25 protein-coding genes are annotated in these 24,885 nt (G+C 69.1%); 12 read left to right on the forward strand and 13 right to left on the reverse strand.

From position 1 onward, the window contains the following. Positions 1–82: 82 nt before the first annotated feature. From fabF to fasR, 5 genes are all read right to left on the reverse strand, one after another. Entirely contained in the window at positions 83–1,354 is a 1,272-nt protein-coding gene (gene fabF / locus ACFY1U_RS01610) for a beta-ketoacyl-ACP synthase II (RefSeq protein WP_390692136.1), read from the reverse strand. 80 nt (positions 1,355–1,434) lie between these two features. Continuing rightward, on the reverse strand, positions 1,435–1,683 hold the full coding sequence (locus tag ACFY1U_RS01615) for an acyl carrier protein (RefSeq protein ID WP_030931809.1): 249 nt from the start codon (positions 1,681–1,683) through the stop codon (positions 1,435–1,437). Positions 1,684–1,791: 108 nt separating this feature from the next. Continuing rightward, the gene (locus ACFY1U_RS01620; RefSeq protein WP_390692137.1) at positions 1,792–2,793 is read right to left on the reverse strand and encodes a ketoacyl-ACP synthase III; all 1,002 of its coding nucleotides are present in this window, start codon (positions 2,791–2,793) and stop codon (positions 1,792–1,794) included. A gap of 21 nt (positions 2,794–2,814) precedes the next feature. Then, positions 2,815–3,759, reverse strand: a complete 945-nt coding sequence (locus tag ACFY1U_RS01625) for an ACP S-malonyltransferase (protein ID WP_390692138.1) — start codon at positions 3,757–3,759, stop codon at positions 2,815–2,817. A gap of 89 nt (positions 3,760–3,848) precedes the next feature. Further along, entirely contained in the window at positions 3,849–5,054 is a 1,206-nt protein-coding gene (fasR, locus tag ACFY1U_RS01630) for a fatty acid biosynthesis transcriptional regulator FasR (protein WP_390692139.1), read from the reverse strand. A gap of 74 nt (positions 5,055–5,128) precedes the next feature. On the opposite strand from fasR, the gene ACFY1U_RS01635 reads away from it, so the two are divergent. Beyond that, a complete protein-coding gene (locus ACFY1U_RS01635; protein ID WP_390692140.1) occupies positions 5,129–5,797 on the forward strand; it encodes a pirin family protein in 669 nt (222 codons plus the stop codon). A gap of 273 nt (positions 5,798–6,070) precedes the next feature. On the opposite strand, the gene ACFY1U_RS01640 is transcribed toward ACFY1U_RS01635, so the two are convergent. Together ACFY1U_RS01640 and ACFY1U_RS01645 are read right to left on the reverse strand one after the other, a co-directional pair. Beyond that, on the reverse strand, positions 6,071–6,892 hold the full coding sequence (locus tag ACFY1U_RS01640; protein WP_390692141.1) for a serine hydrolase domain-containing protein: 822 nt from the start codon (positions 6,890–6,892) through the stop codon (positions 6,071–6,073). An 18-nt stretch (positions 6,893–6,910) separates the two neighbouring features. Further along, the gene (locus ACFY1U_RS01645) at positions 6,911–7,381 is read right to left on the reverse strand and encodes a GNAT family N-acetyltransferase (protein WP_390692142.1); all 471 of its coding nucleotides are present in this window, start codon (positions 7,379–7,381) and stop codon (positions 6,911–6,913) included. 112 nt (positions 7,382–7,493) lie between these two features. Between ACFY1U_RS01645 and ACFY1U_RS01650 the strand changes: the two genes are divergently transcribed. Both ACFY1U_RS01650 and ACFY1U_RS01655 read left to right on the forward strand, forming a co-directional pair. Continuing rightward, complete coding sequence (locus ACFY1U_RS01650; RefSeq protein WP_390692143.1) at positions 7,494–7,934, forward strand: MerR family transcriptional regulator; 441 nt, start codon at positions 7,494–7,496, stop codon at positions 7,932–7,934. Next, positions 7,931–8,947, forward strand: coding sequence for an aldo/keto reductase (locus ACFY1U_RS01655; RefSeq protein ID WP_390692144.1), 1,017 nt, complete (start codon positions 7,931–7,933; stop codon positions 8,945–8,947). Before ACFY1U_RS01650 ends, ACFY1U_RS01655 begins: the two co-directional genes overlap by 4 nt. 32 nt (positions 8,948–8,979) lie before the next feature. On the opposite strand, the gene ACFY1U_RS01660 is transcribed toward ACFY1U_RS01655, so the two are convergent. The 3 genes from ACFY1U_RS01660 to ACFY1U_RS01670 all read right to left on the reverse strand — a co-directional run bounded on the left by ACFY1U_RS01660 (position 8,980) and on the right by ACFY1U_RS01670 (position 11,849). Beyond that, positions 8,980–9,834 (reverse strand): DUF4429 domain-containing protein, encoded by an 855-nt coding sequence (locus ACFY1U_RS01660; RefSeq protein WP_390692821.1) that lies wholly within the window; start codon positions 9,832–9,834, stop codon positions 8,980–8,982. Positions 9,835–9,891: 57 nt separating this feature from the next. Further along, on the reverse strand, positions 9,892–11,109 hold the full coding sequence (locus ACFY1U_RS01665) for an alpha/beta hydrolase (RefSeq protein WP_390692145.1): 1,218 nt from the start codon (positions 11,107–11,109) through the stop codon (positions 9,892–9,894). 113 nt (positions 11,110–11,222) lie between these two features. Continuing rightward, a complete protein-coding gene (locus ACFY1U_RS01670) occupies positions 11,223–11,849 on the reverse strand; it encodes a TetR family transcriptional regulator (RefSeq protein WP_390692146.1) in 627 nt (208 codons plus the stop codon). Positions 11,850–11,915: 66 nt separating this feature from the next. Here ACFY1U_RS01670 and ACFY1U_RS01675 point away from each other — a divergent pair, with 66 nt between their 5' ends. Next, positions 11,916–13,562, forward strand: a complete 1,647-nt coding sequence (locus ACFY1U_RS01675) for an MFS transporter (protein ID WP_390692147.1) — start codon at positions 11,916–11,918, stop codon at positions 13,560–13,562. 278 nt (positions 13,563–13,840) lie between these two features. Next, the gene (locus ACFY1U_RS01680) at positions 13,841–14,149 is read left to right on the forward strand and encodes a small hydrophobic protein (protein WP_351471076.1); all 309 of its coding nucleotides are present in this window, start codon (positions 13,841–13,843) and stop codon (positions 14,147–14,149) included. A gap of 129 nt (positions 14,150–14,278) precedes the next feature. On the opposite strand, the gene ACFY1U_RS01685 is transcribed toward ACFY1U_RS01680, so the two are convergent. Both ACFY1U_RS01685 and aceE read right to left on the reverse strand, forming a co-directional pair. Continuing rightward, positions 14,279–15,016 carry a potassium channel family protein gene (locus ACFY1U_RS01685; RefSeq protein WP_390692148.1) on the reverse strand — a complete coding sequence of 246 codons (738 nt, stop codon included), beginning with the start codon at positions 15,014–15,016 and terminating at the stop codon, positions 14,279–14,281. 71 nt (positions 15,017–15,087) lie between these two features. Beyond that, positions 15,088–17,835, reverse strand: coding sequence for a pyruvate dehydrogenase (acetyl-transferring), homodimeric type (gene aceE / locus ACFY1U_RS01690; RefSeq protein WP_390692149.1), 2,748 nt, complete (start codon positions 17,833–17,835; stop codon positions 15,088–15,090). Positions 17,836–18,188: 353 nt separating this feature from the next. Between aceE and ACFY1U_RS01695 the strand changes: the two genes are divergently transcribed. The 6 genes from ACFY1U_RS01695 to ACFY1U_RS01720 all read left to right on the forward strand — a co-directional run bounded on the left by ACFY1U_RS01695 (position 18,189) and on the right by ACFY1U_RS01720 (position 22,705). After that, positions 18,189–18,620 (forward strand): DUF3052 domain-containing protein, encoded by a 432-nt coding sequence (locus ACFY1U_RS01695; protein WP_030931848.1) that lies wholly within the window; start codon positions 18,189–18,191, stop codon positions 18,618–18,620. Positions 18,621–18,797: 177 nt separating this feature from the next. After that, positions 18,798–19,265, forward strand: coding sequence for a peroxiredoxin (locus tag ACFY1U_RS01700; protein WP_390692150.1), 468 nt, complete (start codon positions 18,798–18,800; stop codon positions 19,263–19,265). Positions 19,266–19,378: 113 nt separating this feature from the next. Beyond that, complete coding sequence (locus tag ACFY1U_RS01705) at positions 19,379–19,954, forward strand: calcium homeostasis/redox stress adaptation protein (protein ID WP_390692151.1); 576 nt, start codon at positions 19,379–19,381, stop codon at positions 19,952–19,954. A 121-nt stretch (positions 19,955–20,075) separates the two neighbouring features. Next, the gene (locus ACFY1U_RS01710; RefSeq protein ID WP_351470240.1) at positions 20,076–20,654 is read left to right on the forward strand and encodes a TerD family protein; all 579 of its coding nucleotides are present in this window, start codon (positions 20,076–20,078) and stop codon (positions 20,652–20,654) included. Positions 20,655–20,706: 52 nt separating this feature from the next. Beyond that, positions 20,707–21,855 (forward strand): DUF475 domain-containing protein, encoded by a 1,149-nt coding sequence (locus ACFY1U_RS01715; RefSeq protein ID WP_390692152.1) that lies wholly within the window; start codon positions 20,707–20,709, stop codon positions 21,853–21,855. 112 nt (positions 21,856–21,967) lie between these two features. Next, entirely contained in the window at positions 21,968–22,705 is a 738-nt protein-coding gene (locus ACFY1U_RS01720) for a Tellurium resistance (RefSeq protein WP_390692153.1), read from the forward strand. Between the two features lie 37 nt (positions 22,706–22,742). On the opposite strand, the gene ACFY1U_RS01725 is transcribed toward ACFY1U_RS01720, so the two are convergent. Then, positions 22,743–23,498 (reverse strand): TerD family protein, encoded by a 756-nt coding sequence (locus ACFY1U_RS01725; protein WP_390692154.1) that lies wholly within the window; start codon positions 23,496–23,498, stop codon positions 22,743–22,745. 206 nt (positions 23,499–23,704) lie between these two features. On the opposite strand from ACFY1U_RS01725, the gene ACFY1U_RS01730 reads away from it, so the two are divergent. Further along, positions 23,705–24,871, forward strand: coding sequence for an HpcH/HpaI aldolase/citrate lyase family protein (locus tag ACFY1U_RS01730; protein ID WP_390692155.1), 1,167 nt, complete (start codon positions 23,705–23,707; stop codon positions 24,869–24,871). Positions 24,872–24,885: the final 14 nt, after the last annotated feature.

The raw sequence follows: 24,885 nt of genomic DNA on the forward strand, positions 1-24,885 counted from the left end.
CAGTCGGCCGACAACAGCCAGCAAAACGGCGAATGGCCCGCCCCAACCGGGAGTACGGGCCATTCGCCGTTCACGGCAATTCTCAGACCGTCCGGAACGCAAGTACCACGTTGTGCCCACCAAACCCAAAGGAGTCATTGAGGGCCGCAATACGGCCCTCAACAGGCAGCTTCCGCGCCTCACCGCGGACGATGTCCGCAGCTGCCTCCGCCTCGGGGTCGAGGTTCTCGACGTTGATGGTCGGCGGAGCAATCCGGTGGTACAGCGCCAGGATCGTGGCGACGGACTCGACCCCGCCCGCACCGCCCAGCAGATGACCGGTCATCGACTTGGTGGCCGAGACCGCCATGTGGTCGGCCTCGTCGCCGAACACCTTCCGCAGCGCCTTCAGCTCGGCCACGTCACCGGCAGGCGTAGAGGTGGCGTGCGCGTTGACGTGCACGATCTCCGCCGGGTCCAGGTCCGTGCGCTCCAGCAGGTTCTGCAGCGCGTGCGAGATGCCGCGGCCCTCGGGCTCCGGCTGCACGATGTCGTGGCTGTCGGCGGAGATGCCCTGGCCGACCGCCTCCGCGTACACGCGGGCGCCGCGTTTGGCGGCGTGCTCGGCGGACTCCAGGACGAGGACGCCGGCGCCCTCGCCGAGGACGAAGCCGTCACGGGCGACGTCGTAGGGACGCGAGGCGCCCTGCGGGTCGTCGTTGTTCTTGGACATCGCCATCATGTTGCCGAACGCGGCGATGGGGAGCGGGTGGATGGCCGCCTCCGTGCCACCCGCGACGACGACGTCGGCGCGGCCGGTGCGGATCATCTCGATGGCGTAGCCGATGGCCTCGGCGCCCGACGCGCAGGCGGAGACCGGGGTGTGCACGCCCGCACGGGCGCCCACGAGCAGACCCACGTTGGCGGAGGGGCTGTTCGGCATCAGCATGGGGACGGTGTGCGGGGAGACGCGGCGTACGCCCTTCTCCTTGAGCACGTCGTACTGGTCGAGGAGGGTCGTCACACCGCCGATGCCGGAGGCGATGACGGCGCCGAGACGGTCCGGGTCGATGGCGGCGTCGTCGCCGGCTTTGTCGGTGAAACCTGCGTCCGCCCAGGCCTCCTTGGCCGCGATCAGCGCGAACTGCGCCGAGCGGTCCAGGCGGCGGGCCTGCGGCCGGGGGATGACCTCGGTGGGCTCCACGGCGACCGGCGCGGCGATACGGACCGCCTGCTCGGCGGCCCACTCCTGCTCCAGGGGCTTCACGCCGGACTTGCCGGCGATCAGGCCCTCCCAGGTAGAGGCTGCGTCGCCACCCAGCGGTGTGGTTGCGCCGATACCGGTGACGACCACGGTGCGATTGGTCGGGCTCACGGGAATTCTTTCTCCAACGGATCGGGATTCAACGGCGCCACCGCCGGGTGGCGGGGCAAAACAGCCGGGGCCTAGAAGGCTCAGGCCTGGTGCTTGAGGATGTAGTTGGTCGCGTCGCCGACCGTCTTGAGGTTCTTGACATCCTCGTCCGGGATCTTGACGTCGAAGCGCTCTTCGGCGGCGACGACGACCTCGACCATGGACAGCGAGTCGACGTCCAGGTCGTCGGTGAAGGACTTGTCCAGCTGGACGTCCTCAACCGGGATGCCGGCGATCTCGTTCACGATGTCGGCGAGACCGGCGACGATCTCTTCCTGAGTGGCGGCCATGTCAGGCGCTCCTTCGTAGTAATCCAGAGGGTGTGGCGCCCGCCGCGTCAGCGGCAGGTGTTGCAGTGCTTTCCGCACCGGATCCGATGATGATCCGGCACGAAGTGCCTAGGGGAGGGTAACGACCGTCGCGGCGTACACGAGACCCGCCCCGAAGCCGATGACGAGCGCGGTGTCGCCGCTCTTCGCCTCACCGGTCGCCAGAAGCCGCTCCATGGCGAGCGGAATCGAGGCGGCCGAGGTGTTGCCGGTGGTGCGTACGTCACGCGCGACCGTGACGTGCTCCGGCAGTTTCAGCGTCTTCACCATCGAGTCGATGATCCGCTCGTTGGCCTGGTGGGGAATGAAGACGTCCAGGTCGTCCGGGGTGATCCCGGCCGCGTCCAGCGCCTGCTGGGCGACCTTCGCCATCTCGAACACGGCCCAGCGGAACACCGCCTGGCCCTCCTGCGTGATCGCAGGGAACTTGGCGACCGAGCCCTCGCGGTAGTCGGTCCACGGCACGGTCTGCTTGATCGTCTCGGACTTGTCGCCCTCCGAGCCCCACACCGTCGGGCCGATCGCCGGCTCCTTGGAGGGGCCGACCACGACCGCGCCCGCGCCGTCGCCGAACAGGAAGGCCGTCGCACGGTCCTCCAGGTCGGTGAGGTCGGACAGCCGCTCCACGCCGATGACCAGGACGTACTCCGCGGAGCCCTCGATGATCATGCCCTTGGCGAGGGTGAGGCCGTAGCCGAAGCCGGCGCAGCCCGCCGAGATGTCGAAGGCGGCGGCCTTGTTCGTGCCGAGCTTGTCGGCGATCTCCGTTGCGACGGCCGGGGTCTGCTTGAAGTGCGAGACCGTCGAGACGATCACGCCGCCGATCTGCTCGGCGGAGATCCCGGCGTCGGCGATCGCCTTGCCGGACGCCTCGATCGACATCGCGGCGACGGTCTCCTCGTCGGAGGCCCAGTGCCGGGTCTCGATGCCGGAGCGCGAACGGATCCACTCGTCGGACGAGTCGATCGTCTCGAGGATCACCTCGTTGGGCACGACCCGGGTCGGGCGGTAGCCGCCGACACCGAGGATGCGCGCGTACGGGGCGCCCTTGCTGGGCTTGATCTTCGACATGTTCGTACGGCTCCTTGGATGTCAGGCGTTGGCGCCCGCTGCGTCAGCAGCAGAATCCGACACTGTAGCGATGAGCTCGCGGGCCGCGTCGAGGTCGTCGGGGGTCTTGAGCGCGAGCGTCTTCACGCCCGGCAGCGCGCGCTTGGCGAGGCCGACCAGCGTGCCGCCGGGGGAGACCTCGATGAGGGCGGTCACGCCGAGTTCCTTGAAGGTCTCCATGCACAGGTCCCAGCGGACCGGGTTGGCGACCTGGCCGACCAGGCGCTCCAGCACCTCGGCGCCGGTCGCGACCGCCTGCCCGTCCTTGTTGGACACGTACGTGAACTTCGGGTCGGCGGGGGCCAGTTCGGCGGCGGCCTTCGCCAGCGCGTCGACGGCGGGCGCCATGTGGTGCGTGTGGAAGGCGCCGGCGACCTTCAGCGGGACGACCTTGCGGACGCCCTCGGGCTTGTCCTCGTTCAGCACGGCGAGCTGCTCCAGCGTGCCCGCGGCGACGATCTGGCCCGCGCCGTTCACGTTCGCCGGGGTCAGGCCCAGCTTCTCCAGGTGCGCCACGGACACCTCGGGGTCGCCGCCGAGCAGCGCCGACATCCCGGTCTCGGTGATCGCGGCGGCGTCGGCCATGGCCAGACCCCGCTTGCGTACGAGGGTGAGCGCGGAGGTGTCGTCGAGGATGCCCGCGAAGGCGGCCGCGGTGATCTCGCCGACGCTGTGACCCGCGACGGCGCCGGGCGCGACGGCACCGAGTGCCGCGGCGGACAGGATGCCGGCCGCGACCAGCAGCGGCTGGGCCACCGCGGTGTCGCGAATGGCATCGGCGTCGGCCTGCGTGCCGTAGTGGGCGAGGTCCAGTCCGATGGCGTCCGACCAGGCGGCGACGCGGTCAGCGGCACCGGGCAGTTCGAGCCAGGGAGTCAGGAAGCCGGGCGTCTGGGCGCCCTGGCCGGGAGCGACGAGTACGAGCACTCTCACACTCTCTCTTGTGGACGGCCAAGGCCGCCCGTGGGGACAGGGACGAAGAACACGAGGGGGTTTTGTGGACCCCCGACAAAAGACTAGGCGGGGAGATCCCCGTCGACCAGACGGCCCAGGATCAGCGCAATCCGTAGCGTGAAGGCGGAGCGTACATCCGAAGGCGACCAGCCGGTGACGTCAGTCACACGTCGGAGCCGGTAGCGCACGGTGTTCGGGTGAACGAAGAGCATCCGGGCGGCGCCTTCCAGACTGCTCGCCTGCTCGAGATAGACGGAGAGCGTCTCCAGAAGCGCCGACCCGGCCTCCTCCAGCGGTCTGTAGATCTCCTCCACCAGCTGCTCGCGTGCGCTCGGGTCACCGGCGATCGCGCGCTCCGGCAGCAGATCGTCCGCCAGTACCGGCCGCGGGGCGTCCTGCCAGGCGGAACACGCTTTGAGGCCGGCGGCCGCGGCCTGCGCGGACCGGGTGGCGGCGAGCAGATCGGCCACCACGGGCCCGGCCACCACGGGGCCGGCCGCGTACGGCCCGATCAGCGACTTGGCCACGCCGATCGGGTTGTCGCTGCCACCGGCGATGACGACGAGCCGGTCCCCGAGCACCCCGGTGAGCACCTGCAGCTTGGCGTGCCGGGCGGCCCGCCGGATCGCCTCCACCGTCAGCTCGGAGTCCCCGTCGGGGGCGGTCCCGAGGACGACACACACATGCTCGGGGGCGTTCCACCCCAGGGCGGCGGCCCGGCTGACGGCGCCCTCGTCGGCCTCCCCGCTGAGCACGGCATTGACGACGAGGGACTCCAGGCGCGCGTCCCAGGCACCGCGTGCCTCAGCGGCCTGGGCGTACACCTGGGCGGTGGCGAAGGCGATCTCCCGGGCGTACACGAGCAGCGCCTCGCGCAGCACGCTCTCGTCACCGGGTGCCGCCACCTCGTCGATCGCGGACTCCATGACCTCGATGGTGGTGCGCACCATCTCCACGGTCTGCCGCAGCGTGATCGCCCTGGTCAGCTCGCGCGGCGCGGTCCCGAACACATCCGTGGAGATGGCCTGCGGGGCGTCGGGATGCCGGAACCACTCGGTGAAGGCGGCGATACCGGCCTGGGCGACCAACCCGATCCAGGAACGGTTCTCCGGGGGCATCGCCCGGTACCACGGCAGCGTCTCGTCCATGCGCGCGATGGCCTGCTGGGCGAGGGAGCCGGAGGACTTCTCCAGTCGCTTCAGGGTCGCTGCATGCGGGTGGACTCGGGGCGCGGCGGCTTCGGGCTTGCTCGTTTCGGGTTCGGGCACGGGGACAAGACTGCCTTATCCGGACGGGAGCGTGCGTCGCCGGGTGCGGACCGAGGGCTACCGTGGAGTTCGTGATGGACGTACGGCGCGCTGCGGAGCGCTACCCAGGGGGCGACCCGGCAGCCGGCATCGAGTCGTGGCACGCCTTCTCCTTCGGCCCGCACTACGACCCCGGCAACCTCCGCTTCGGCGCGGTGATCGCCTGCAACGAGGAGCGCCTCGCGCCCGGGGCCGGCTTCGACGAACACCCGCACAGCCACACCGAGATCGTGACGTGGGTGGTCGAGGGCGAGCTGACCCACCGTGACTCCTTCGGCCACGAGACGACCGTCCGGCCCGGCGACGTCCAGCGGCTGAGCTCCGCCGCGGGCGTACGACACGTGGAGCGCAACGACGGCGACGTCCCCCTGACCTTCGTCCAGATGTGGCTGGCCCCCCGCGACCCCGGCGGCGACCCCGCCTACGAGATCGTCCACGGCATCGCGGACTCGACCCCGTACGCGGTCCCGGAGGCGGGCGCGATGCTCCATGTACGGCGCCTGGGGGCGGGGGAGCGGACGGCGGTGCCGGACGGGCGATACGTCTACCTCCACGTCGTACGTGGTGAAGTGCGGCTGGACGGCGAGGAGTTGGGGCCGGGTGATGCGGCCCGCATCACGGACGCCAAGGACCTGGAGGCACTGGCCGCGACGGACGCGGAGCTGCTGATCTGGGCACTGGAGAACGAGGCGGAACGCTGGTGACCGCGTGCCCGTACCGGGGGCCGGCCCCCGGGCCCCCGCTCCTCAAACTCCCCTACTGCCTTAAGGGCGTGGGGGGCCCAAGGGGCTGATTTTTGGCCGGCCGGGGCTTGATCTTTTCAGCCCGTCGTGGGGGTCCCCCCGCTCGAGCGAAGCCGAGAGTGGGGGAGTTTGAGGACGAGGCCGTTCAGGCCGAAGGCGGGGGTCTGGGGGCGCAGCCCCCAGGGACGGGAAGGGTAGGGGCGGCGGGGGCGAATAACCCGGGGTGCCCCGACCTCAGCCCCGCAGCTCCGCGAGCACCGCGTCCGTGAACGTCGGCCACGCCTCCACCGCCCAGGGCCCGAAGGCCCGGTCGGTCAGGGCGACTCCCGCCACTCCCGCGTCCGGGTCGATCCACAGGAACGTACCCGACTGCCCGAAGTGCCCGAAGGTCCGCGGGGAGGACGAAGAGCCCGTCCAGTGCGGCGACTTGGAGTCACGGATCTCGAAGCCGAGGCCCCAGTCGTTCGGGTTCTGGTGGCCGTAGCCGGGCAGCACGCCCTTCGTGCCCGGGTACTGCACCGTCATCGCCTGCGCCACCGTCCGCGGATCCAGCAGCCGCGGCGCCTGCACCTCGGCGGCGAACCGCAGCAGGTCCTCGACCGTCGAGACGCCGTCCTTGGCGGGGGAGCCCTCCAGTGAGGTACCGGTCATCCCCAGCGGCTCCAGCACCGCCTGCCGCAGATACTCCGCGAAGGGGATGTCGGTCGCCTTGGCGATGTGGTCGCCGAGCTGCTCGAACCCGGCGTTCGAGTACAGCCGCCGCTCCCCGGCCGGCGCGGTCACCCGGTGCTCGTCGAACGCGAGCCCGGAGGTGTGGGCCAGCAGATGGCGGACCGTCGAGCCGGGCGGGCCCGCCGGTTCGTCGAGCTCGATCGCGCCCTCCTCGTACGCGACGAGGGCGGCGTACGCGGCGAGCGGCTTGGTGACCGAGGCGAGCGGGAAGCGGTGGCCGGCCGGGCCATGGGTGCCGAGGACCGTGCCGTCGCCCCGCACCACACCCGCCGCGGCGGTGGGAACCGGCCAGTTTTCGATCAGCGCAAGGCTCTTCAGCGACATGCCGTCGAGCCTAAGCGCTCACAGCGTGAGCTCCAGCAACGGGTCTGGCTTGGGCTTGAACCCGAGCGACACATAGAGCGGCTCGGCCTCAGCAGAGGCGGTCAGGTGCACGCGCGCGGCACCGCGCTCCCGGAACCAGTCCAGCAGCACGTCCATGCACGCGCGCGCGTACCCGCGACGGCGGGTGTCCGGATCGGTCGCCACGCTGAAGACGTAGCCGACCGCCCCGTGCGGATCGCCCGCCTTCCCGATCCGGTAGTCGACGGTCCCGGCCACCAGCGCGGCCAGCGCCCCCGGCCGCTCGGGATGGTCGACGACGAACGCGGCGAAGTTCCCCTCCGTCTCGCCCAGCCTCTCCCGCAGCCCCGGCAGTGACTGCTCGTGCCAGTCCGTGGCAGGATCCGACCCCGGCAGCGCATCGATCATCACCTGGCGCAGCCGCAGCACTTCCCGCGCGTCCTCGGGCACGGCCCGGCGTACAAGACTCATGCCCCGCACGCTAGTCACCACCGCGGCCCCATGTCCCGCCGATTTCTGCGGTGCTTATTTCTTACGGGTTCCGCTTGCTTGGAGTGCACTCGAAGGCCATAGCGTTGAGGGCATGACGGTGATGGAGACCACGCCCACCAGGACCGACAGCTGCGGTGCCCCGCCCCACGCCCATCGACGCCCCGAAGGCCAGGACAGTTACACGATCAGCGAGGTCGTCGCGTTCACCGGCCTGACCGCGCACACCCTGCGCTGGTACGAGCGCATCGGCCTGATGCCGCACGTGGACCGCTCGCACACGGGCCAGCGCCGCTACAGCAACCGCGACCTCGACTGGCTCGACCTCGTCGGCAAGCTGCGGCTCACCGGTATGCCGGTCGCCGACATGGTGCGGTACGCGGAGCTGGTGCGCGAGGGCGACCACACGTTCGGCGAGCGCTTCGAACTGCTCGAGCAGACCCGCCGGGACGTGCTGTCCCGGATGGCGGAGCTCCAGGACACCCTCGCGGTGCTCGACCGGAAGATCAGTTTCTACGCGGAGAAGGTGCGATGACGGACAGCAGGATCCCGACCGTACGACTGGGCGCCGACGGACCCGAGGTCGGCGTACAGGGCCTCGGTTGCATGGGCATGAGCTGGGCGTACGGCCCCTCCGACGCGGAGGAGTCGCGGGCCACCCTGGAGCGGGCACTGGAGCTGGGCGTCACGCTGTACGACACGGCGGAGGGCTACGGCGACGGCGACAACGAGCGCTTCCTGTCGCCCTTCTTCAAGGCGCACCGGGACGAGGTCGTCATCGCGACCAAGTTCGGCGTACGTGTCCCGGCGGGCGACCGCACCAAGCGGATCATCCGCGGCGACGCCCCGTACGTCCGCCAGGCCGCCGAGGGCAGCCTGCGCCGCCTCGACGTCGACGTCATCGACCTCTACTACATGCATCGGCGCGATGTGAACGTCCCGATCGAGGAGACCGTCGGCGCCATGGCCGAGCTGGTCCGCGAGGGCAAGGTCAAACACCTCGGCCTCAGCGAGGTCACCGCCGACGAACTGCGCGCCGCGCAGGCCGTGCACCCGATCGCCGCCGTGCAGTCGGAGTGGTCCCTGTTCAGCCGGGACATCGAGACCAACGTGGTGCCGGCCGCCCGCGAACTGGGCGTGGCCCTGGTCCCCTACTCCCCGCTCGGCCGCGGCTTCCTCGCCGGTTCCTTCTCCAACGCGGACAAGGACCTCACCGACGGCGACGTCCGCCGTACGATGCCCCGTTTCCAGGGCGACAACGCGGCCGCCAACGCGACCCTCCTCGACCCCATCCGCGCGGTGGCCGAGGCCCACGACGCCTCCCCGGCCCAGATCGCCCTGGCCTGGGTCCAGCAGCGAGCAACGGTCCACCACCTGGCGGTGGCCCAGATCCCGGGCACCACAAAGGTCAAAAGGGTGGAGGAAAACGCGGCGGCGACGGCAATCGTCCTGACGGAAGACGAGCTGGCCACACTGGAACCGATCGCGTCAAAGGTGGCGGGGACGCGTTACCCGGACATGTCCTTCGCTTCTGCAGGCAGGGAGTAGGGCACGAGCCCACAGACCGAACCCCGCACCCCCTAAAGCTCCGCCAACAACTCCGCCTTCTTGACGGAGAACTCCTCATCCGTCACCAGCCCCGCCTGATGCAACTCCCCCAGGTGACGGATCCTCTCGGCAATATCCGCAGGATCCCGCCGCGGCCCGGCGGCCGACATCGCAGCCGCCGGCCCGGCATCCCGCACCGCGGCCAGCACAGCCGCCGCGAACGGCAGTGATTCGTGCACAGGCCCATACCCCAGCCCGAACACCACAGCCGCCGGATCCTGATCCACCTGCACAGCCTGCGCAGCACCCCGCAGCAATCGCAGATGCCCCTCGAACACCTCTGGCGACCGCCACTCCACGCCGCTCAGCTCAGCGACCGGAAAGCTCTGGTCCCCGGCCTTCCACTTGGCGGAGGACGCCCCCGTCCAGAACCACCGGAAGTGCACGGTCTTCCCGTCGAAGGACGCCTTGGCGTCATACGCCTTGAACTGCCGGGGCGCCTCCGGCGCGGCCACCAGAAACCGCTCGGCGGGCTCCCCGTCCGCGGTCAGCAGCCCCCGCAGCTCCTCGGCGTAGTACTCGGCGAGAGCGTCCCGCTCGGCGGGCAGCACCAGCCGGTACGGATCGCACCCTTCCTTGAGCTGCCCCGCGGCCGCCTCCAGCAGCGGGTCGGCCCCGGGCCGCACCTCCGCCCGCAGGACGACGGTGCCGCGCTTGCCGGGGGACAGCGTGACTCCGGAGATCGCCTCCAGCGGCACCCGGCGTTCCCCCAGCGCCTGGAAGAGCTTGGGTGTTCGAATCCCCCGCTCGTAACGGATGAGCACGGAGTCGGACTCGAACTCCCAGGCGGCATGAAATCCGGCCAGTACGTCACCCATGCGGCTCATCGTAGGCATGACCCGCTCCTTCGTCTCCACCCCGCGCAGACCGCGGTTTCTGCGCCTCTACGCGCGTCCGGACGTGGACGCGCCGGACAAACCCTCCCGGCACACGTTCTCCTCGCGTGCGCAGTGCACCGACTGGTACGCGCCAACCCCGATCTCCGCGAAGTTCCGCACGCTCTCCGTGCCGGGCTCGAAGTAACCGGCATGTCCCACCGCACCCTGCGCGGACAGCACCCGCGCCCCGAACGCGACGGACACCGGGTCGGCCCCGTGGCCCAGCCCGCCGAGCTCCAGGTACGGCACGTCCTGCACCCAGTCGGTGGCGTCCCGCATCGCCCACACCTGGGCGGTGGTGCGCAGATGGGAGGCGTTCGACACACGCATGCCGGGGCTGGCGGCCACCGCTATGTCGGCCACCCGGCGCGGCAGTCCGGGCGCGGCGATGCCGCACACCACGGAGCCGTAGCTGTGGCAGAACAGCGAGACGGGCGCCTTGCCGGGCAGCCCGCGCAGCATCGCGTTCAGCCGCAGCGAGCCCTCCGCCGCGCGCATCGCCGTCGCCGAGTCGATGCCGAGCCCGGCGGGCGCCGTGTAGTCGGCCCAGGCGATCACGGCCGTACGCGTGGTCGGGTTCGCCGCCTGCTCCGCCGCGTACAGCGACCGGGCCATGCCGACGGGCGCCGAGTACGGGCGGTTGGTCCTCTGGAAGGTGAGCAGGTCGGTGTCGACGCCGGGGACGACGACCGACACGCGCTCGGCCCGCTGCAGGTCCCCGATCACCTCCGCGACCCGCCCCGAGCCCTCGGGGTCGAAGGCGAGGATCTGCCGGCCCTGCTGCAGCAACGACTCGTAGCGGTGCATACGGCGGCCGGCGTCGTTCTGCCCGAGGAGCGAGAGCCGGCTGTCGTGCATACGCCGGAGCTCGACCTTGCGCTGCTCGCTGAGCGCGAGCCGATTGGCGCGGTAGCGCAGCGCGACGGGAGCACCGTTCATGTTGCCGACCGCGAGCGGATAGCGGTGGGCGAGGTGGGTGCGCTCCTGGGCGGTGAGCGAGGCGAAGAAGCGGGCGAGGCGCGCGGGGGACGCCTCGGGGTCCGGAAGGTGGTGTCCGTGGATGCGGCCGTGCTCCCAGGAGGAGAGCGAGGCCTGCAGCGGAGTCACCGCTCGATGGCTGCTCAGGGCCGTCCATCCGGTGGTCGCCAGCATCACGAACACGACGGCCAGCGCGAGCAGGGCGCGCCAGACGTTCAGTTGCGGGGAGGTGTCGAAGGAAGTCACTGGGAGGACACACTAGGAGAACGAGAGGGTCTCGCGTGAGCTGAGTGACGGGTATCACGTTTCGATAAACGCGGCGATGACCTCAGTGTCTGTCAATGTCCTCGGAATGTGCCTCAGCGTGTTCGCCAGCTCTCCGTGAGTGCCGGGCCCACCTGTTCGAGGTACGAGATCGTCAACGCGCGCATCGCCTCGACGCTGAAGTCCTCGCCGGTGGACCACTGCCGTTCCGTCACCCGCATCACCCCGCCGAAGACCGCCACGGCAAGGCGCGGCCGCGGGTCGGCGTCCACGTCCAGGCCCTCCCGCTCGGCGAGCACCCGCGCGATGGCGTCCTCGGTCTCCTCGTTGCGTCGCAGATGCGCGGCGAGCAGGACCGGCGTCGACTCGATCACCCGGTACATCCGCAGATACAGCTCGACCGGTACGACGGCCTCGATGATCTCGTGGAGCGTGTCCCAGCCCTCCAGGACCGCCTGGCGCAGCGCCGCCAGCGGCGCCTCGTCCGCGGGCCGTTCGCGTACGGCCTCGACGAACCGCGCCACCGCCATCTCCTGCAGGGCGAGCGCGGCCTCCTCCTTGCCGGCGAAGTAGCGGAAGAAGGTGCGCTGCGAGACGTCGACGGCCTCGGCGATGTCGTCGACGGTCGTCTGTTCGTACCCGCGGGTGGTGAACAGTTCGACGGCGGCCCGCAGCAGCGCGTCCCGGGTGCGCTGTTTCTTGCGTTCGCGGAGTGTTTCCATATGCGTCAGTTACTGACTTGTGATTTGGTTTGTCAATTGTCAGTGGCTGTCACTAGCCTCGAACGCATGACTAGTCAGACCACCATCGACACGACGGGGCCGGGGGACACAGCACCAGCAGCCCCGTCGGACGCGCCGGAGGCCTCCGGGCTGCGCGGCCACCCGTGGTTCACTCTCATCACCGTCGCCGTCGGGGTCATGATGGTGGCTCTCGACGGGACCATCGTGGCCATCGCCAACCCGGCCATCCAGAAGGACCTCAAGGCGAGCTTCGCCGACGTCCAGTGGATCACCAACGGGTACTTCCTCGCCCTCGCGGTCTCGCTGATCACCGCGGGCGAGCTCGGCGACCGCTTCGGGCACCGCCAGACCTTCCTGATCGGCGTGACCGGCTTCGCCGCCGCCTCGGGTGCCATCGGCCTGTCGAACAGCATCGCCGCGGTCGTCACCTTCCGGGTCTTCCAGGGCCTGTTCGGCGCGCTGCTGATGCCGGCCGCGCTCGGTCTGCTGCGGGCGACCTTCCCGGCCGAGAAGCTCAACATGGCCATCGGCATCTGGGGCATGGTCATCGGCGCCTCCACGGCCGGCGGCCCGATCCTCGGCGGTGTCCTGGTCGAGCACGTCAACTGGCAGTCGGTGTTCTTCATCAACGTGCCGGTCGGCGCGATCGCCCTGATCCTGGGCCTGCTGATCCTGCGCGACCACCGGGCTGCCCTCGGGCGGAGCCCGAAAAATGGATACAGCGCGCCGCGCTCCTTCGACCTGCTGGGCATAGCACTGCTCTCGGGCGCGATGTTCTGCCTGGTCTGGGCCCTGATCAAGGCCCCGGCCTGGGGCTGGGGCGACGGCAGGACCTGGACGTTCATAGCCGCGTCCGTCCTCGGTTTCGCCCTCTTCTCCTTCTGGGAGACGAAGGTCAAGGAGCCGCTGATCCCGCTGACCCTCTTCCGCTCGGTCCCGCTGTCGGCGGGTGTCGTGCTGATGGTCCTGATGGCCATCGCCTTCATGGGCGGCCTGTTCTTCGTGACGTTCTACCTCCAGAACGTGCACGGCATGAGCCCCATCGAGGCCGGCGAGCATCTGCTCCCGCTCACCGGCATGATGATCGTCGGCTCCCCGCTCGCGGGCGCGCTGATCACCAAGCTGGGCCCGCGCATCCCGCTGGCCGGCGGCATGGCGGCCACCGCGATCGCCATGTACGGCATGTCGACGCTGAAGGCGGACACCGGCAGCGCCGTCATGTCGCTCTGGTTCGCCCTGCTCGGCCTCGGTCTCGCGCCGGTCATGGTCGGCGCCACGGAGGTCATCGTCGGCAACGCGCCCATGGAGCTCTCCGGCGTCGCCGGCGGTCTCCAGCAGGCGGCGATGCAGATCGGCGGCAGCCTCGGTACGGCCGTCCTCGGCGCCGTGATGGCGTCCAAGGTCGACGGCGACCTCGCCGGCAACTGGAAGGACGCGGGCCTCCCTCCGCTCACCCCGACCCAGCTGGGCCAGGCCTCCGAGGCCGTCCAGGTCGGTGTGGCCCCGGTCGCCAAGGGCACCCCCGAGGCGATTGCTGCGAAGATCGCGGGTGTCGCGCACGACACGTTCATCTCCGGCATGAGCCTGGCGTCCCTGGTCGCGTGCGGGGTCGCGGTCGTGGCCGTCTTCGTCGCCCTGCTCACCAAGCGCGGCGAGAACGCGGAGGCGGGCGCGGGCGCGGCCCACATCTGAGGCGGGAAGCCCGGCGAACCTGACGGGTTTTCAACGGACTTCGCCTATCAGGGTGAAGAAGCTAAAGATTCCTCGCATCCGGTGCGCACCGCAGGCCACAGTGGTCACGCCCTCCCACACGGCATGTTCCTCGGGCAAGTTCGTACGGTGCGGAGGGTGACCGGTGCTGCGGCGCGCTGCCGGAGGGGGGCAGCGCGCCGACAGACTCGAGGATTAGGAAGCGCACCGGGGGTACCCGCTCGTTGAACCCCGAACAGACCCCGGGGTTCAGGGAGTTGATGATGGCGGGCTTCGGACACGGAACGCGCAGGTACCCCCGCTCACGTGGCCGCACGTGGTCACGGACCGGGCCGGATCGCGCAACGCTCGGAATCATCGGAACCATCTGCGCGGTCGCGGGTTTCTTTGTGCTGGGGATCATCCTCGGCCCCGTCGCGATCGTCTGCGGCTGGCTCGCAATGGGCCGCACCTGGGCACGCTCAGGTCCCATACCGGCCCTGGTCGCCCTGGTACTGGGCGCCATCGACACGCTCCTGGCGGTCATCTGGCTGGCAGGAGCGGCAACCCCGGGCAACGGTCTGTTCTGACCCGGGGCGAGTGAGGGAAGGGCCCCCGGCGGATGGGCCGGGGGCCCGCCCCATGGGCAGGGGGCGGCGCCCGTCCCGGAGAGAGCGGCACCTCGCAAGCGCGGGCAAGCGCCCCCGTGGCACCACCGTTCACGGCGTACCCGACGGCTCCCGCAACGCCGCCACCTCGGCCCGAAGCGCCCTCACTTCCTCCGTGAGCGCCTCGATGGCCTCCGTCTGCCGCCGCTCCTCCACGTCGTCCTTCTCGAACCGGGCAATGAACCACGCGGCGATATTCGCGGTCACCACACCCAGCAGGGCTATCCCGGCCAGCATCAGCCCGACGGCGATCATCCGCCCCAGCCCGGTGGTCGGCGCATGATCCCCGTACCCCACGGTCGTCATCGTCGTGAACGACCACCACACGGCGTCACCCAGCGTGCGGATGTTCCCGTTCGGCGAGTCCCGCTCCACCGAGAGCACGGCCAGCGACCCGAACATCAGCAACCCGATGACGGCACCCGCGACATACGTCGTCAGCTGGATCTGCGAGGCCATCCGTGCCCGCCGCCCGACGAGTATCAGCGTCGACACCATCCGCAGCAGCCGCAACGGCTGAAGCATCGGCAGCACGACCGCGCACAGGTCTATCCAGTGCGTCCGCACGAACTCCTTACGCCGCGGGGAGAGCCCCACGCGTACCAGATAGTCCGTGGCGAACGCCCCCCAGACCACCCACTCCACCACCGTGCACGCGGACGTCAGCGAGTGCCCCGCGGAGTGGTCCACGATCGGCACGGCATACGCGACGGCAAAAGCCACCGCGAGCGCCAGCAGGGGCCGTTGGGTGTACTGCTCCCAACGCCCCTGCGCCGTCTGTTGCTTCATGCCCGCATCGTAAAGAACGAGTAAGGGCGGCGAGACCATCTGGTCCCGCCGCCCTCACACCGGCCTCGGTGTTACGCGTCGCCGCCGGCAGCCCCGGGATCCGCAGCCGCAACATCCAGCAACTGATATCGGTCGATGGCCTGCTTCAGCACCGACCGGTCGACCTTCCCCTCCTTGGCCAGTTCCGTCAGCACCGCCACCACGATCGACTCCGCGTCGATGTGGAAGAACCGCCGAGCGGCCCCCCGCGTGTCGGCGAAGCCGAACCCATCGGCGCCCAGGGACTGGTAGGACCCCGGCACCCACCGGGCGATCTGGTCCGGAACCGCCCGCATCCAGTCGGAAACGGCCACGAAGGGCCCCTGCGCGCCCGACAGCTTCTGCGTCACGTACGGCACCCGCTGCTCCTCCTCGGGGTGCAGCAGGTTGTGCCGCTCGACCTCCACCGCCTCGCGCCGCAGCTCGTTCCAGGAGGTCGCCGACCAGACGTCGGCCTTGACGTTCCACTCCTCGGCGAGGATCTTCTGCGCCTCGACGGCCCAGGGCACGGCCACGCCGGACGCCATGATCTGCGCCGGAATCGACCCCGACGCTCCCTCGGAGAGCCGGTGGATGCCCTTGAGGATGCCCTCGACGTCCACGTTCGCAGGCTCGGCCGGGTGCTGGATGGGCTCGTTGTAGACGGTGAGGTAGTAGAAGACGTCCTCGCCGTGCGGGTGTTCCGCGTCCCCGCCGTACATCCGCCGCAGACCGTCCTGCACGATGTGCGCGATCTCGTACGAGTACGCCGGGTCGTAGGCGACACAGCCCGGGTTCGTCGAGGCGAGCAGCTGCGAGTGGCCGTCCGCGTGCTGCAGCCCCTCACCGGTCAGCGTCGTACGGCCGGCGGTCGCACCCAGTACGAAACCGCGCGCCAGCTGGTCGGACATCTGCCAGAACTGGTCACCGGTGCGCTGGAAACCGAACATCGAGTAGAAGACGTAGACCGGGATCAGCGGTTCGCCATGCGTGGCGTACGCCGAGCCCGCCGCGATCAGCGAGGCCGTGCAGCCCGCCTCGGAGATGCCGTCGTGCAGCATCTGGCCGGTCGGCGACTCCTTGTACGCGAGCAGCAGATCGCGGTCCACCGCCTCGTACTGCTGGCCGAGCGGATTGTAGATCTTCGCGCTCGGGAAGAAGGAGTCCATGCCGAACGTGCGGTACTCGTCCGGCGCGATCAGCACGAACCGCTTGCCGAGCTCCTTGTCCCGCATGAGGTCCTTGAGCAGCCGCACGAAAGCCATGGTGGTGGCGATCGACTGCTGACCGGAACCCTTCTTCACAGTCGCGTACGTCTTGTCGTCCGGGAGCGCGAGCGGCTTGGAGCGCACGACGCGTGTCGGGACGTAGCCTCCGCACTGCTTGCGGTGGTCGTGCATGTACTGGATCTCTTCCGAGTTCCGCCCCGGGTGGTAGTACGGCGGAAGCCCGCTCTCCAGGTCCTTGTCGGAGATCGGCAGGTGCAGCCGGTCGCGGAAGCGCTTGAGGTCGTCGACCGTCAGCTTCTTCATCTGGTGCGTGGCGTTGCGGCCCTCGAAGTTCGGGCCCAGCGTCCAGCCCTTGATCGTCTTGGCCAGGATCACCGTCGGCTGGCCCTTGTGCGCCTTGGCCGCCGAGAACGCCGCGAAGATCTTCTTGTGGTCGTGACCGCCACGGCCCAGGTGCAGGATCTGGTCGTCGGTCATGCCCTCGACCATCGCGCGCAGCCGCTGGTCGTCACCGAAGAAGTTCTCGCGGATGTACGCCCCGGACTCGGTGGCGTACGTCTGGAACTGGCCGTCCGGCGTCGTGTTCATCTTGTTGACGAGGATGCCGTCGCGGTCCTGCGCGAGCAGCGGGTCCCAGGAGCGGTCCCAGATCAGCTTGATCACGTTCCAGCCGGCGCCGCGGAACACCGACTCCAGCTCCTGGATGACCTTGCCGTTGCCGCGCACCGGGCCGTCGAGGCGCTGCAGATTGCAGTTGACGACGAAGGTCAGGTTGTCCAGGCCCTCACGGGCGGCGATGGTCAGCTGGCCGAGCGACTCCGGCTCGTCCATCTCGCCGTCGCCGAGGAACGCCCACACATGGGACTTCGACGTGTCGGCGATCCCGCGCGCGTGCATGTAGCGGTTCATCCGCGCCTGGTAGATCGCACCGATCGGGCCGAGGCCCATCGACACGGTCGGGAACTCCCAGAAGTCCGGCATCGAGCGCGGGTGCGGGTACGAGGACAGGCCGTAGGGAGCCTTCGACTTCTCCTGGCGGAAGCCGTCCAGCTGCTGCTCGCTGAGGCGGTCGAGCAGGAACGCGCGGGCGTAGATGCCCGGGGAGGCGTGGCCCTGGAAGAAGACCTGGTCGCCGCCGTCGCCCTCGTCCTTGCCGCGGAAGAAGTGGTTGAAGCCGACGTCGTAGAGGGACGCGGAGGAGGCGAAGGTGGCGATGTGGCCGCCGACGCCGATGCCGGGGCGCTGGGCGCGTGAGACCATGACCGCGGCGTTCCAGCGGGTCGCGTTCAGGACCTTGCGCTCGATCTCCTCGTTGCCGGGGAAGAACGGCTCGTCCTTGGTCGCGATCGTGTTGACGTAGTCCGTGCTGCGCATCTCGGGCACGGCCACGCGCTTCTCGCGGGCCCGCTCGATCAGCCGCAGCATCAGGTAGCGGGCCCGCTCACGGCCGCGCTCGTCGACTGCGGCGTCCAGGGAGTCGAGCCACTCCTGGGTTTCCTCGGGATCGAAGTCAGGAACCTGACTCGGAAGGCCGCCAATGATGATCGGGTTGCGATCGGATCCGGAAGCCACGCTGTTCCTTACCTGTCAGAGGGCTGCATTGAGCTGCTGTTCGGTACGCCTGCACCGTTCCCCATCGTGTACCTCGGGAAAGCAAACGTCATCTCTACTGAGAGGTAACCGAGACCTACGTCAGCTCCGGCTGGTTCCCAATGCCGCAAAGCGGGCAGAAGGGTGTGGTGTAGGTCACTTGTGGCGGCGATCTCATGCCTGGAGTTGCGGTGACACGGCCAGGATCGTCACCGTTTCGGCGGTCTGAACGGCCGGGTACTTGCGCGATCCGCCCCGCCCGTGTGGACTACGGCCAATGCTTCGCGCACGCGCGTGGCTGAGATACTCACCAAGACATGATCAGGAGGCAACCCGTGAGCGCGACCGCGGACCACGCGGAGACGAGCCCTGCCGTCAGGCTGGGGTTCCAGCCCGAGCAGGTGGTCCAGGAGATCGGCTACGACGACGACGTAGACCAGGAACTCCGCGAGGCCATTGAGCAGGTCATCGGCAGCGACCTTGTGGACGAGGACTACGACGACGTCGCCGATGCCGTGGTGCTCTGGTTCCGCGACGAGGACGGCGACCTGACCGATGTGCTGGTGGACGCCACCACGTACATCGAGGAGGGTGGCTCGATCCTGCTGCTGACGCCGAAGACCGGCCGCGACGGCTACGTGGAGCCGAGCGACATCTCCGAAGCCGCGACGACGGCGGGGCTGTCCGCCTCCAAGAGCGTCAGCGTGGGCAAGGACTGGAGCGGCAGCCGGCTGGTGACGCCGAAGGCCGCGAAGTCCAAGCGGTGACCGGCGGCCGCAGCGGCCGTGGCTGGGGGCTGCGCCCCCAGACCCCCCTTCCGGCCTGAACGGCCTCGTCCTCGAACGCCGGACGGGCTGAGGTGCTCAGCCCGTCCGGCGGCTTTCGGTGATCTCTGCGTAGGGTGGGAGCCACCCGAACAGCCCCACCGAAAGGGATGTATCCCGATGGCGATCCAGGTCGGCGACAAGGCCCCCGACTTCGAGCTCAAGGACAACCACGGCGCCACCGTGAAGCTCTCCGACTTCCGTGGCGGTGAGAACCCGAAGAACGTCGTCCTGCTCTTCTACCCCTTCGCCTTCACCGGTGTGTGCACCGGCGAGCTGTGCGAGGTGCGGGACAACCTGCCGCAGTTCTCCGACCGCGACACCCAGGTGCTCGCCGTCTCCAACGACTCCATCCACACCCTGCGTGTCTTCGCCGAGCAGGAGGGCCTCGAGTACCCGCTGCTGAGCGACTTCTGGCCGCACGGCGAGGTCTCCCGCGCCTACGGCGTCTTCGCCGAGGACAAGGGCTGCGCGGTGCGCGGCACCTTCGTCATCGACAAGGAGGGCGTGGTGCGCTGGACCGTCGTCAACGCGCTGCCGGACGCCCGCGATCTGAGCGAGTACGTGAAGGCGCTCGACACCCTGTGATTCTTCGGCTCCAAGCCATGCGTGGGGCGGGAACCCGTCACTAGGATCGACTCGTTGATCCGGTATCAAACGCACGGCGGGGCTCCCCGCCCCTGGACACCAATGGAGGACTCGTGGGAGTCAGCCTCAGCAAGGGCGGCAACGTATCGCTGACCAAGGAGGCCCCGGGCCTGACCGCGGTCATCGTCGGTCTGGGGTGGGACGTCCGCACCACGACCGGCACCGACTTCGACCTGGACGCCAGCGCGCTGCTGCTGAACTCCTCGGGCAAGGTCAGCAGCGACGCCAACTTCGTCTTCTTCAACAACCTCAAGAGCCCCGACGGCTCGGTCGAGCACACCGGCGACAACATCACCGGTGAGGGCGAGGGCGACGACGAGCAGATCAAGGTCAACCTCGCGGCCGTCCCGGCCGACATCGAGAAGATCGTCTTCCCGGTGTCGATCTACGACGCCGAGAACCGCCAGCAGTCCTTCGGCCAGGTCCGCAACGCGTTCATCCGCGTGGTGAACCAGGCCGGCGAGGCGGAGATCGCCCGGTACGACCTCTCCGAGGACGCCTCGACCGAGACCGCCATGGTCTTCGGCGAGCTGTACCGCAACGGCGCGGAGTGGAAGTTCCGCGCCATCGGCCAGGGCTACGCCTCGGGCCTGCGCGGCATCGCGCAGGACTTCGGCGTGAACGTCTGAGACCCGTCACCGGGTCTCGAACCGTCCGGCGCCGCACCGTTTGCGTACGGCGCCGGAAGGTTCCCCCTCTGGGGGAGTGCAGGACAACCAAAGAAGCACCATCTCGGGGAGGACCAGCATCATGGGCGTCACGCTCGCCAAGGGGGGCAATGTCTCCCTGTCCAAGGCCGCACCCAACCTGACCCAGGTGATGATCGGGCTCGGCTGGGACGCGCGCTCCACCACCGGAGCCCCGTTCGACCTCGACGCCAGCGCCCTGCTGTGCGGCGCAGGCAACCGGGTCCTGGGCGACGAGTACTTCGTCTTCTACAACCAGCTCAAGAGCCCCGAGGGCTCGGTGGAGCACACGGGCGACAACCTCACCGGTGAGGGCGAGGGCGACGACGAGTCGATCCTGGTCGACCTGACCCAGGTGCCGGCCCACTGCGAGAAGATCGTCTTCCCGGTCTCGATCCACATGGCCGACGAGCGCGCCCAGACCTTCGGACAGGTGAGCAACGCCTTCATCCGGGTCGTCAACCAGGCCGACGGCCAGGAGCTCGCGCGCTACGACCTCAGCGAGGACGCCTCCACCGAAACCGCGATGATCTTCGGCGAGCTCTACCGCTACCAGGGCGAATGGAAGTTCAGGGCGGTGGGTCAGGGGTACGCGTCGGGGCTGCGCGGCATCGCTCTAGACTTTGGGGTCAACGTTTCGTAAAGGCGAGTACGGCGCGGGGGAGAGACCCGTACCGATACGGATTGGGTAGCCAGTGCTTCTGAAAACCTTCGGCTGGTCGTTCGCGATTACCGCGGTCGGCCTGGCCGTCGCCGTCCTCTACGGGGGGTGGGAGGCCTTCGGCATCGTGGCGATCCTCTCCATCCTCGAGATCTCGCTGTCGTTCGACAACGCGGTGGTCAACGCCGGAATCCTGAAGAAGATGAACGCCTTCTGGCAGAAGATCTTCCTCACGGTCGGCGTCCTCATCGCGGTCTTCGGCATGCGGCTGGTCTTCCCGGTCGTCATCGTCGCGGTCACCGCCAAGAAGAGCCCCATCGACGCCGTCAACCTGGCCCTGACCGACAAGGACCAGTACCAGCAGCTCGTCACCGACGCCCACCCGGCGATCGCCGCCTTCGGTGGCATGTTCCTGCTGATGATCTTCCTCGACTTCATCTTCGAGGACCGGGACATCCAGTGGCTGCGCTGGATCGAGCGCCCGCTGGCCAAGCTCGGCAAGGTCGACATGCTGGCGGTCTGCATCGCCCTGGTCGTCCTGCTGATCACCTCCTTCACCTTCGCGGTCCACGCCCACCAGCACGGCGGCGCGCACGTCGACAAGGCGCAGACGGTGCTGGTCTCCGGCATCGCCGGTCTGATCACGTACATGGTCGTCGGCGGACTCTCCGGCTACTTCGAGGACAAGCTCGAGGAAGAGGAGGAGCGGGAGCACGAGGAGGAGGAAGAGGCCGCGCGCACCGGCAAGAAGCGCTCGGCGGTCGCCCTCGCCGGCCAGGCCGCGTTCTTCATGTTCCTCTACCTCGAGGTCCTCGACGCGTCCTTCTCCTTCGACGGTGTGATCGGCGCGTTCGCCATCACCAACGACATCGTGCTGATGGCGCTGGGTCTCGGCATCGGCGCCATGTACGTGCGTTCCCTGACCGTGTACCTGGTCCGCCAGGGCACCCTCGACGACTACGTCTACCTGGAGCACGGCGCGCACTACGCGATCGGCGCGCTGGCCGTGATCCTCATGGTCACCATCCAGTACCAGATCAACGAGGTCATCACCGGCCTCGTCGGTGTCATCCTGATCGGCTGGTCCTTCTGGTCCTCCGTGCGCCGCAACAAGGCCCTCGCGGAAGCCGAGGGAAAAGCGGCGGGCTCGGACGAGAAGACTGAGATCTCGTCCGGGGTGTGACGCACCTGCGGCTGAGGGAACGCTCTGTGCGGGGCGGCCGGTCTCCGGTCGCCCCGCCTGTTTTTCAAGTGGAGCCGGGTCCAGCGGGGCCCGGGTGAATCTGGGGGCGGGAATGGGTTTCTTGGACGGACTCTGGCGCGGACGCGAGGCCGACTTCGACTCGGGCAGCGCCGCCACCAACTCCATCGAGCTGACCAAACGGCACCACCAGGTCTCCCTCACCAAGCAGGGCGCCGCCACCGGGCATCTGCGCATCAACCTGAGCTGGCGGATGCGGACGTCCGACATCGGCGGCTCTCAGCGGGAGTCCCTGTGGCGGCACCCGTTCAAGGCGCTCAAGCCCCCGGAGGTCATGGGGCACAGCCAGAGCATGGTCAACGTCGACCTCGACCTGGCGTGCCTGTACGAGCTCCAGGACGGCACCAAGGGTGTCGTGCAGCCGCTCGGCAACTACTTCGGGGACGTCAACACACCGCCGTACGTCAAGCTCAGCGGTGACGACCGGTTCGGGTCGGCGTCCGGCGAGACGATGTACGTCAACCTCGACCACCGGGACGAGATCAAGCGGCTGCTGGTGTTCGTGTACATCTACGACCAGACGCCGGCGTTCGACCGTACGCACGCGATCGTGACGCTGTATCCCAGTAATGGGCCCCGGATCGAGATCCATCTTGATGAGCGGCATCCACAGGCTCGGTCGTGTGCGGTGGTGATGATCGAGAACGTGAAGGGGGAGCTGGTGGTGCGGCGTGAGGTGAAGTTCGTCTACGGGTTCCAGGCGGAGCTGGACCGGTTGTACGGGTGGGGGCTGCAGTGGGGGCGGGGGTACAAGTCCGCGGTGGAGCGGTAGGTGCCCCCTGGGAACTCGGCCTTGGGGGGCGCCTCCCTTACCGCCCGATGAACTGCGGGCCCTGCGGCGGCAGACGGAAATCCGGGTTCGGGGGCGGGTAGCCGTAGCCGGTGGAGGCTGCTGCCGGCTGGGGATAGCCGTAGGCGGGTTGGGTCGCGGGGGGCTGCTGGGGGTAGCCGTAGGCCGGTTGCGTGGGGACCGCGGTGGGCTGTTCCGGGGGGAGGGGCTGGGAGGGCTCGGGGGCGGGCTCCGACTCGTCCACCGAGATGCCGAACTCCGTGGCCAGGCCCTTCAGGCCGTCCGAGTAGCCCTCGCCCAGGGCCCGGAACTTCCACAGGTCGCCACGGCGGTACAACTCGCCGCAGATCAGGGCGGTCTCCTGGCCCGTCTGAGGCTTGATGTCGAAGAGGATCAGCGGCTCCTCGGCCGCGCTCGCCGCGTCGTACAGCAGGATGCGCAGTCCCTGTACGCGGTCGAAGGTGACGTCGTCCGCCGAAGCGACCAGAAGAATCCGGCTGACATCGGCCTCGACTCCGGCCAGATCTGTCTGGATCGTGTCGGTGAGGCCATCGGCGACCCGTTTCTTGCCGAGCCACCTCGCCTTCCCGGAGGGGTGCCGGGGCTGGTTGTAGAAGACGAAGTCCTCGTCGGAGCGCACACGACCGTCGGGGCCGAGGAGCAGCGCCGAGGCGTCGACGTCGGGGACCCCCTGCCCGGGCGTCCAGCGCAGCACGGCGCGTACCGTGGTGGCTTCGAGCGGGACGTTCGACCCCTTCAGCATCGCGTGCGTCATGCGGTCATCCTGCCCTCTCGGTCCTGATCACGACAACGCGGGGGTAGGGGCCCGCGGCCGGGTCGGCGGCTCGTCGAATCGCCGTCGACATGGCCGAGTTACCAGAAATTCATGCCCTGCGGGAACCCCTGACATGACTTTCTACGTACTATTACCGGCCACCCATTACCAATCCATAGCCTTACCTGGCGGCACGGGGGAGTTCTATGCGTCATTTCGGGCACATTGCCCCGGAGGTGCGGCAGCGCCTCTTCCATCAGGAGCCGTGCGAGTTCGGCACGGACTCCCCGGCCCGGCTGCTCTCCGCGGCCCTGGGCGCCACGCTCTACAGTCCGGCCACCAGGCCGCGGCTCGCCGACGACATCGTCAAGCAGGCCGGACTCGGCGTGGTCTCGATGGTGCTGTGCCTGGAGGACTCGATCGACGACGCGGACGTGGTCGCGGGGGAGGAGAACCTCGTCCGCCAGTTCGCCGACCTGGCCGGGCGGGAGAGAGCCGAGCTGCCGCTGCTGTTCGTCCGGGTCCGTACGCCCGAGCAGATCCCCGACCTCGTTCAGCGGCTCGGGGCGAGCGTGCGGCTGCTGTCCGGGTTCGTGATGCCCAAGTTCACCGAGGAGCGCGGGATCCCCTTCCTGGAGGCCCTGGCGAGCGCCGAGACCGCGAGCGGTCACCGGCTGTTCGCCATGCCGGTGCTGGAGTCGCCCGAGCTGCTCTACCGCGAGTCGCGGGTGGAGACCCTGGAGGGCATCGCCCGCGCCGTCGACAAGTACCGCGACCGCGTGCTCGCACTGCGCCTCGGCGTGACCGACTTCTGCTCCTCGTACGGCCTGCGCAGGGCCCCCGACATGACGGCGTACGACGTCCATGTCGTCGCCTCCGTGATCTCCGACGTGGTGAACCTGCTGGGGCGGGCCGACGGCACCGGGTTCACGGTGACCGGGCCGGTGTGGGAGTACTTCAGGGTCCCGGAGCGCATGTTCAAGCCGATGCTGCGGACCAGCCCCTTCCTCGAGGGGCAGGCCGTCGAGCTGCGCGAGAAACTGATTGAGCACGCCATGGACGGGCTGCTGCGGGAGATCTCCCTGGACCAGGCCAACGGCCTGCTGGGCAAGACCTGCATCCACCCCTCCCACGTACTGCCCGTACACGCGCTGTCCGTGGTCAGTCACGAAGAGTTCGGCGACGCCGCGGACATCCTGCGGCCCGAGCGGGGCGGCGGGGGTGTACTGAGGTCGGCGTACACCAACAAGATGAACGAGGTGAAGCCGCACCGCGCGTGGGCCGAGCGGACCATGCTGCGGGCCGAGGTGTTCGGCGTCGCCCGCGAGGACGTCAGCTTTGTGGATCTTCTCGCCGCGGGCATTCCCGGCTGAGCCGGACGATCTAG

The organism is Streptomyces sp. NPDC001351 (assembly GCF_042896045.1).
Lineage (GTDB): Bacteria > Actinomycetota > Actinomycetes > Streptomycetales > Streptomycetaceae > Streptomyces.

Bases quoted from the DNA above. Each gene is read 5' to 3' on its own strand.
- ACFY1U_RS01615 (WP_030931809.1), bottom strand. From the start codon at position 1,683: ATGGCCGCCACTCAGGAAGAGATCGTCGCCGGTCTCGCCGACATCGTG.
- ACFY1U_RS01620 (WP_390692137.1), bottom strand. From the start codon at position 2,793: ATGTCGAAGATCAAGCCCAGCAAGGGCGCCCCGTACGCGCGCATCCTC.
- ACFY1U_RS01635 (WP_390692140.1), top strand. From the start codon at position 5,129: ATGGACGTACGGCGCGCTGCGGAGCGCTACCCAGGGGGCGACCCGGCA.
- ACFY1U_RS01640 (WP_390692141.1), bottom strand. From the start codon at position 6,892: ATGTCGCTGAAGAGCCTTGCGCTGATCGAAAACTGGCCGGTTCCCACC.
- ACFY1U_RS01645 (WP_390692142.1), bottom strand. From the start codon at position 7,381: ATGAGTCTTGTACGCCGGGCCGTGCCCGAGGACGCGCGGGAAGTGCTG.
- ACFY1U_RS01650 (WP_390692143.1), top strand. From the start codon at position 7,494: ATGACGGTGATGGAGACCACGCCCACCAGGACCGACAGCTGCGGTGCC.
- ACFY1U_RS01655 (WP_390692144.1), top strand. From the start codon at position 7,931: ATGACGGACAGCAGGATCCCGACCGTACGACTGGGCGCCGACGGACCC.
- ACFY1U_RS01660 (WP_390692821.1), bottom strand. From the start codon at position 9,834: ATGAGCCGCATGGGTGACGTACTGGCCGGATTTCATGCCGCCTGGGAG.
- ACFY1U_RS01670 (WP_390692146.1), bottom strand. From the start codon at position 11,849: ATGGAAACACTCCGCGAACGCAAGAAACAGCGCACCCGGGACGCGCTG.
- ACFY1U_RS01675 (WP_390692147.1), top strand. From the start codon at position 11,916: ATGACTAGTCAGACCACCATCGACACGACGGGGCCGGGGGACACAGCA.
- ACFY1U_RS01680 (WP_351471076.1), top strand. From the start codon at position 13,841: ATGATGGCGGGCTTCGGACACGGAACGCGCAGGTACCCCCGCTCACGT.
- ACFY1U_RS01685 (WP_390692148.1), bottom strand. From the start codon at position 15,016: ATGAAGCAACAGACGGCGCAGGGGCGTTGGGAGCAGTACACCCAACGG.
- ACFY1U_RS01700 (WP_390692150.1), top strand. From the start codon at position 18,798: ATGGCGATCCAGGTCGGCGACAAGGCCCCCGACTTCGAGCTCAAGGAC.
- ACFY1U_RS01710 (WP_351470240.1), top strand. From the start codon at position 20,076: ATGGGCGTCACGCTCGCCAAGGGGGGCAATGTCTCCCTGTCCAAGGCC.
- ACFY1U_RS01720 (WP_390692153.1), top strand. From the start codon at position 21,968: ATGGGTTTCTTGGACGGACTCTGGCGCGGACGCGAGGCCGACTTCGAC.
- ACFY1U_RS01725 (WP_390692154.1), bottom strand. From the start codon at position 23,498: ATGACGCACGCGATGCTGAAGGGGTCGAACGTCCCGCTCGAAGCCACC.
- ACFY1U_RS01730 (WP_390692155.1), top strand. From the start codon at position 23,705: ATGCGTCATTTCGGGCACATTGCCCCGGAGGTGCGGCAGCGCCTCTTC.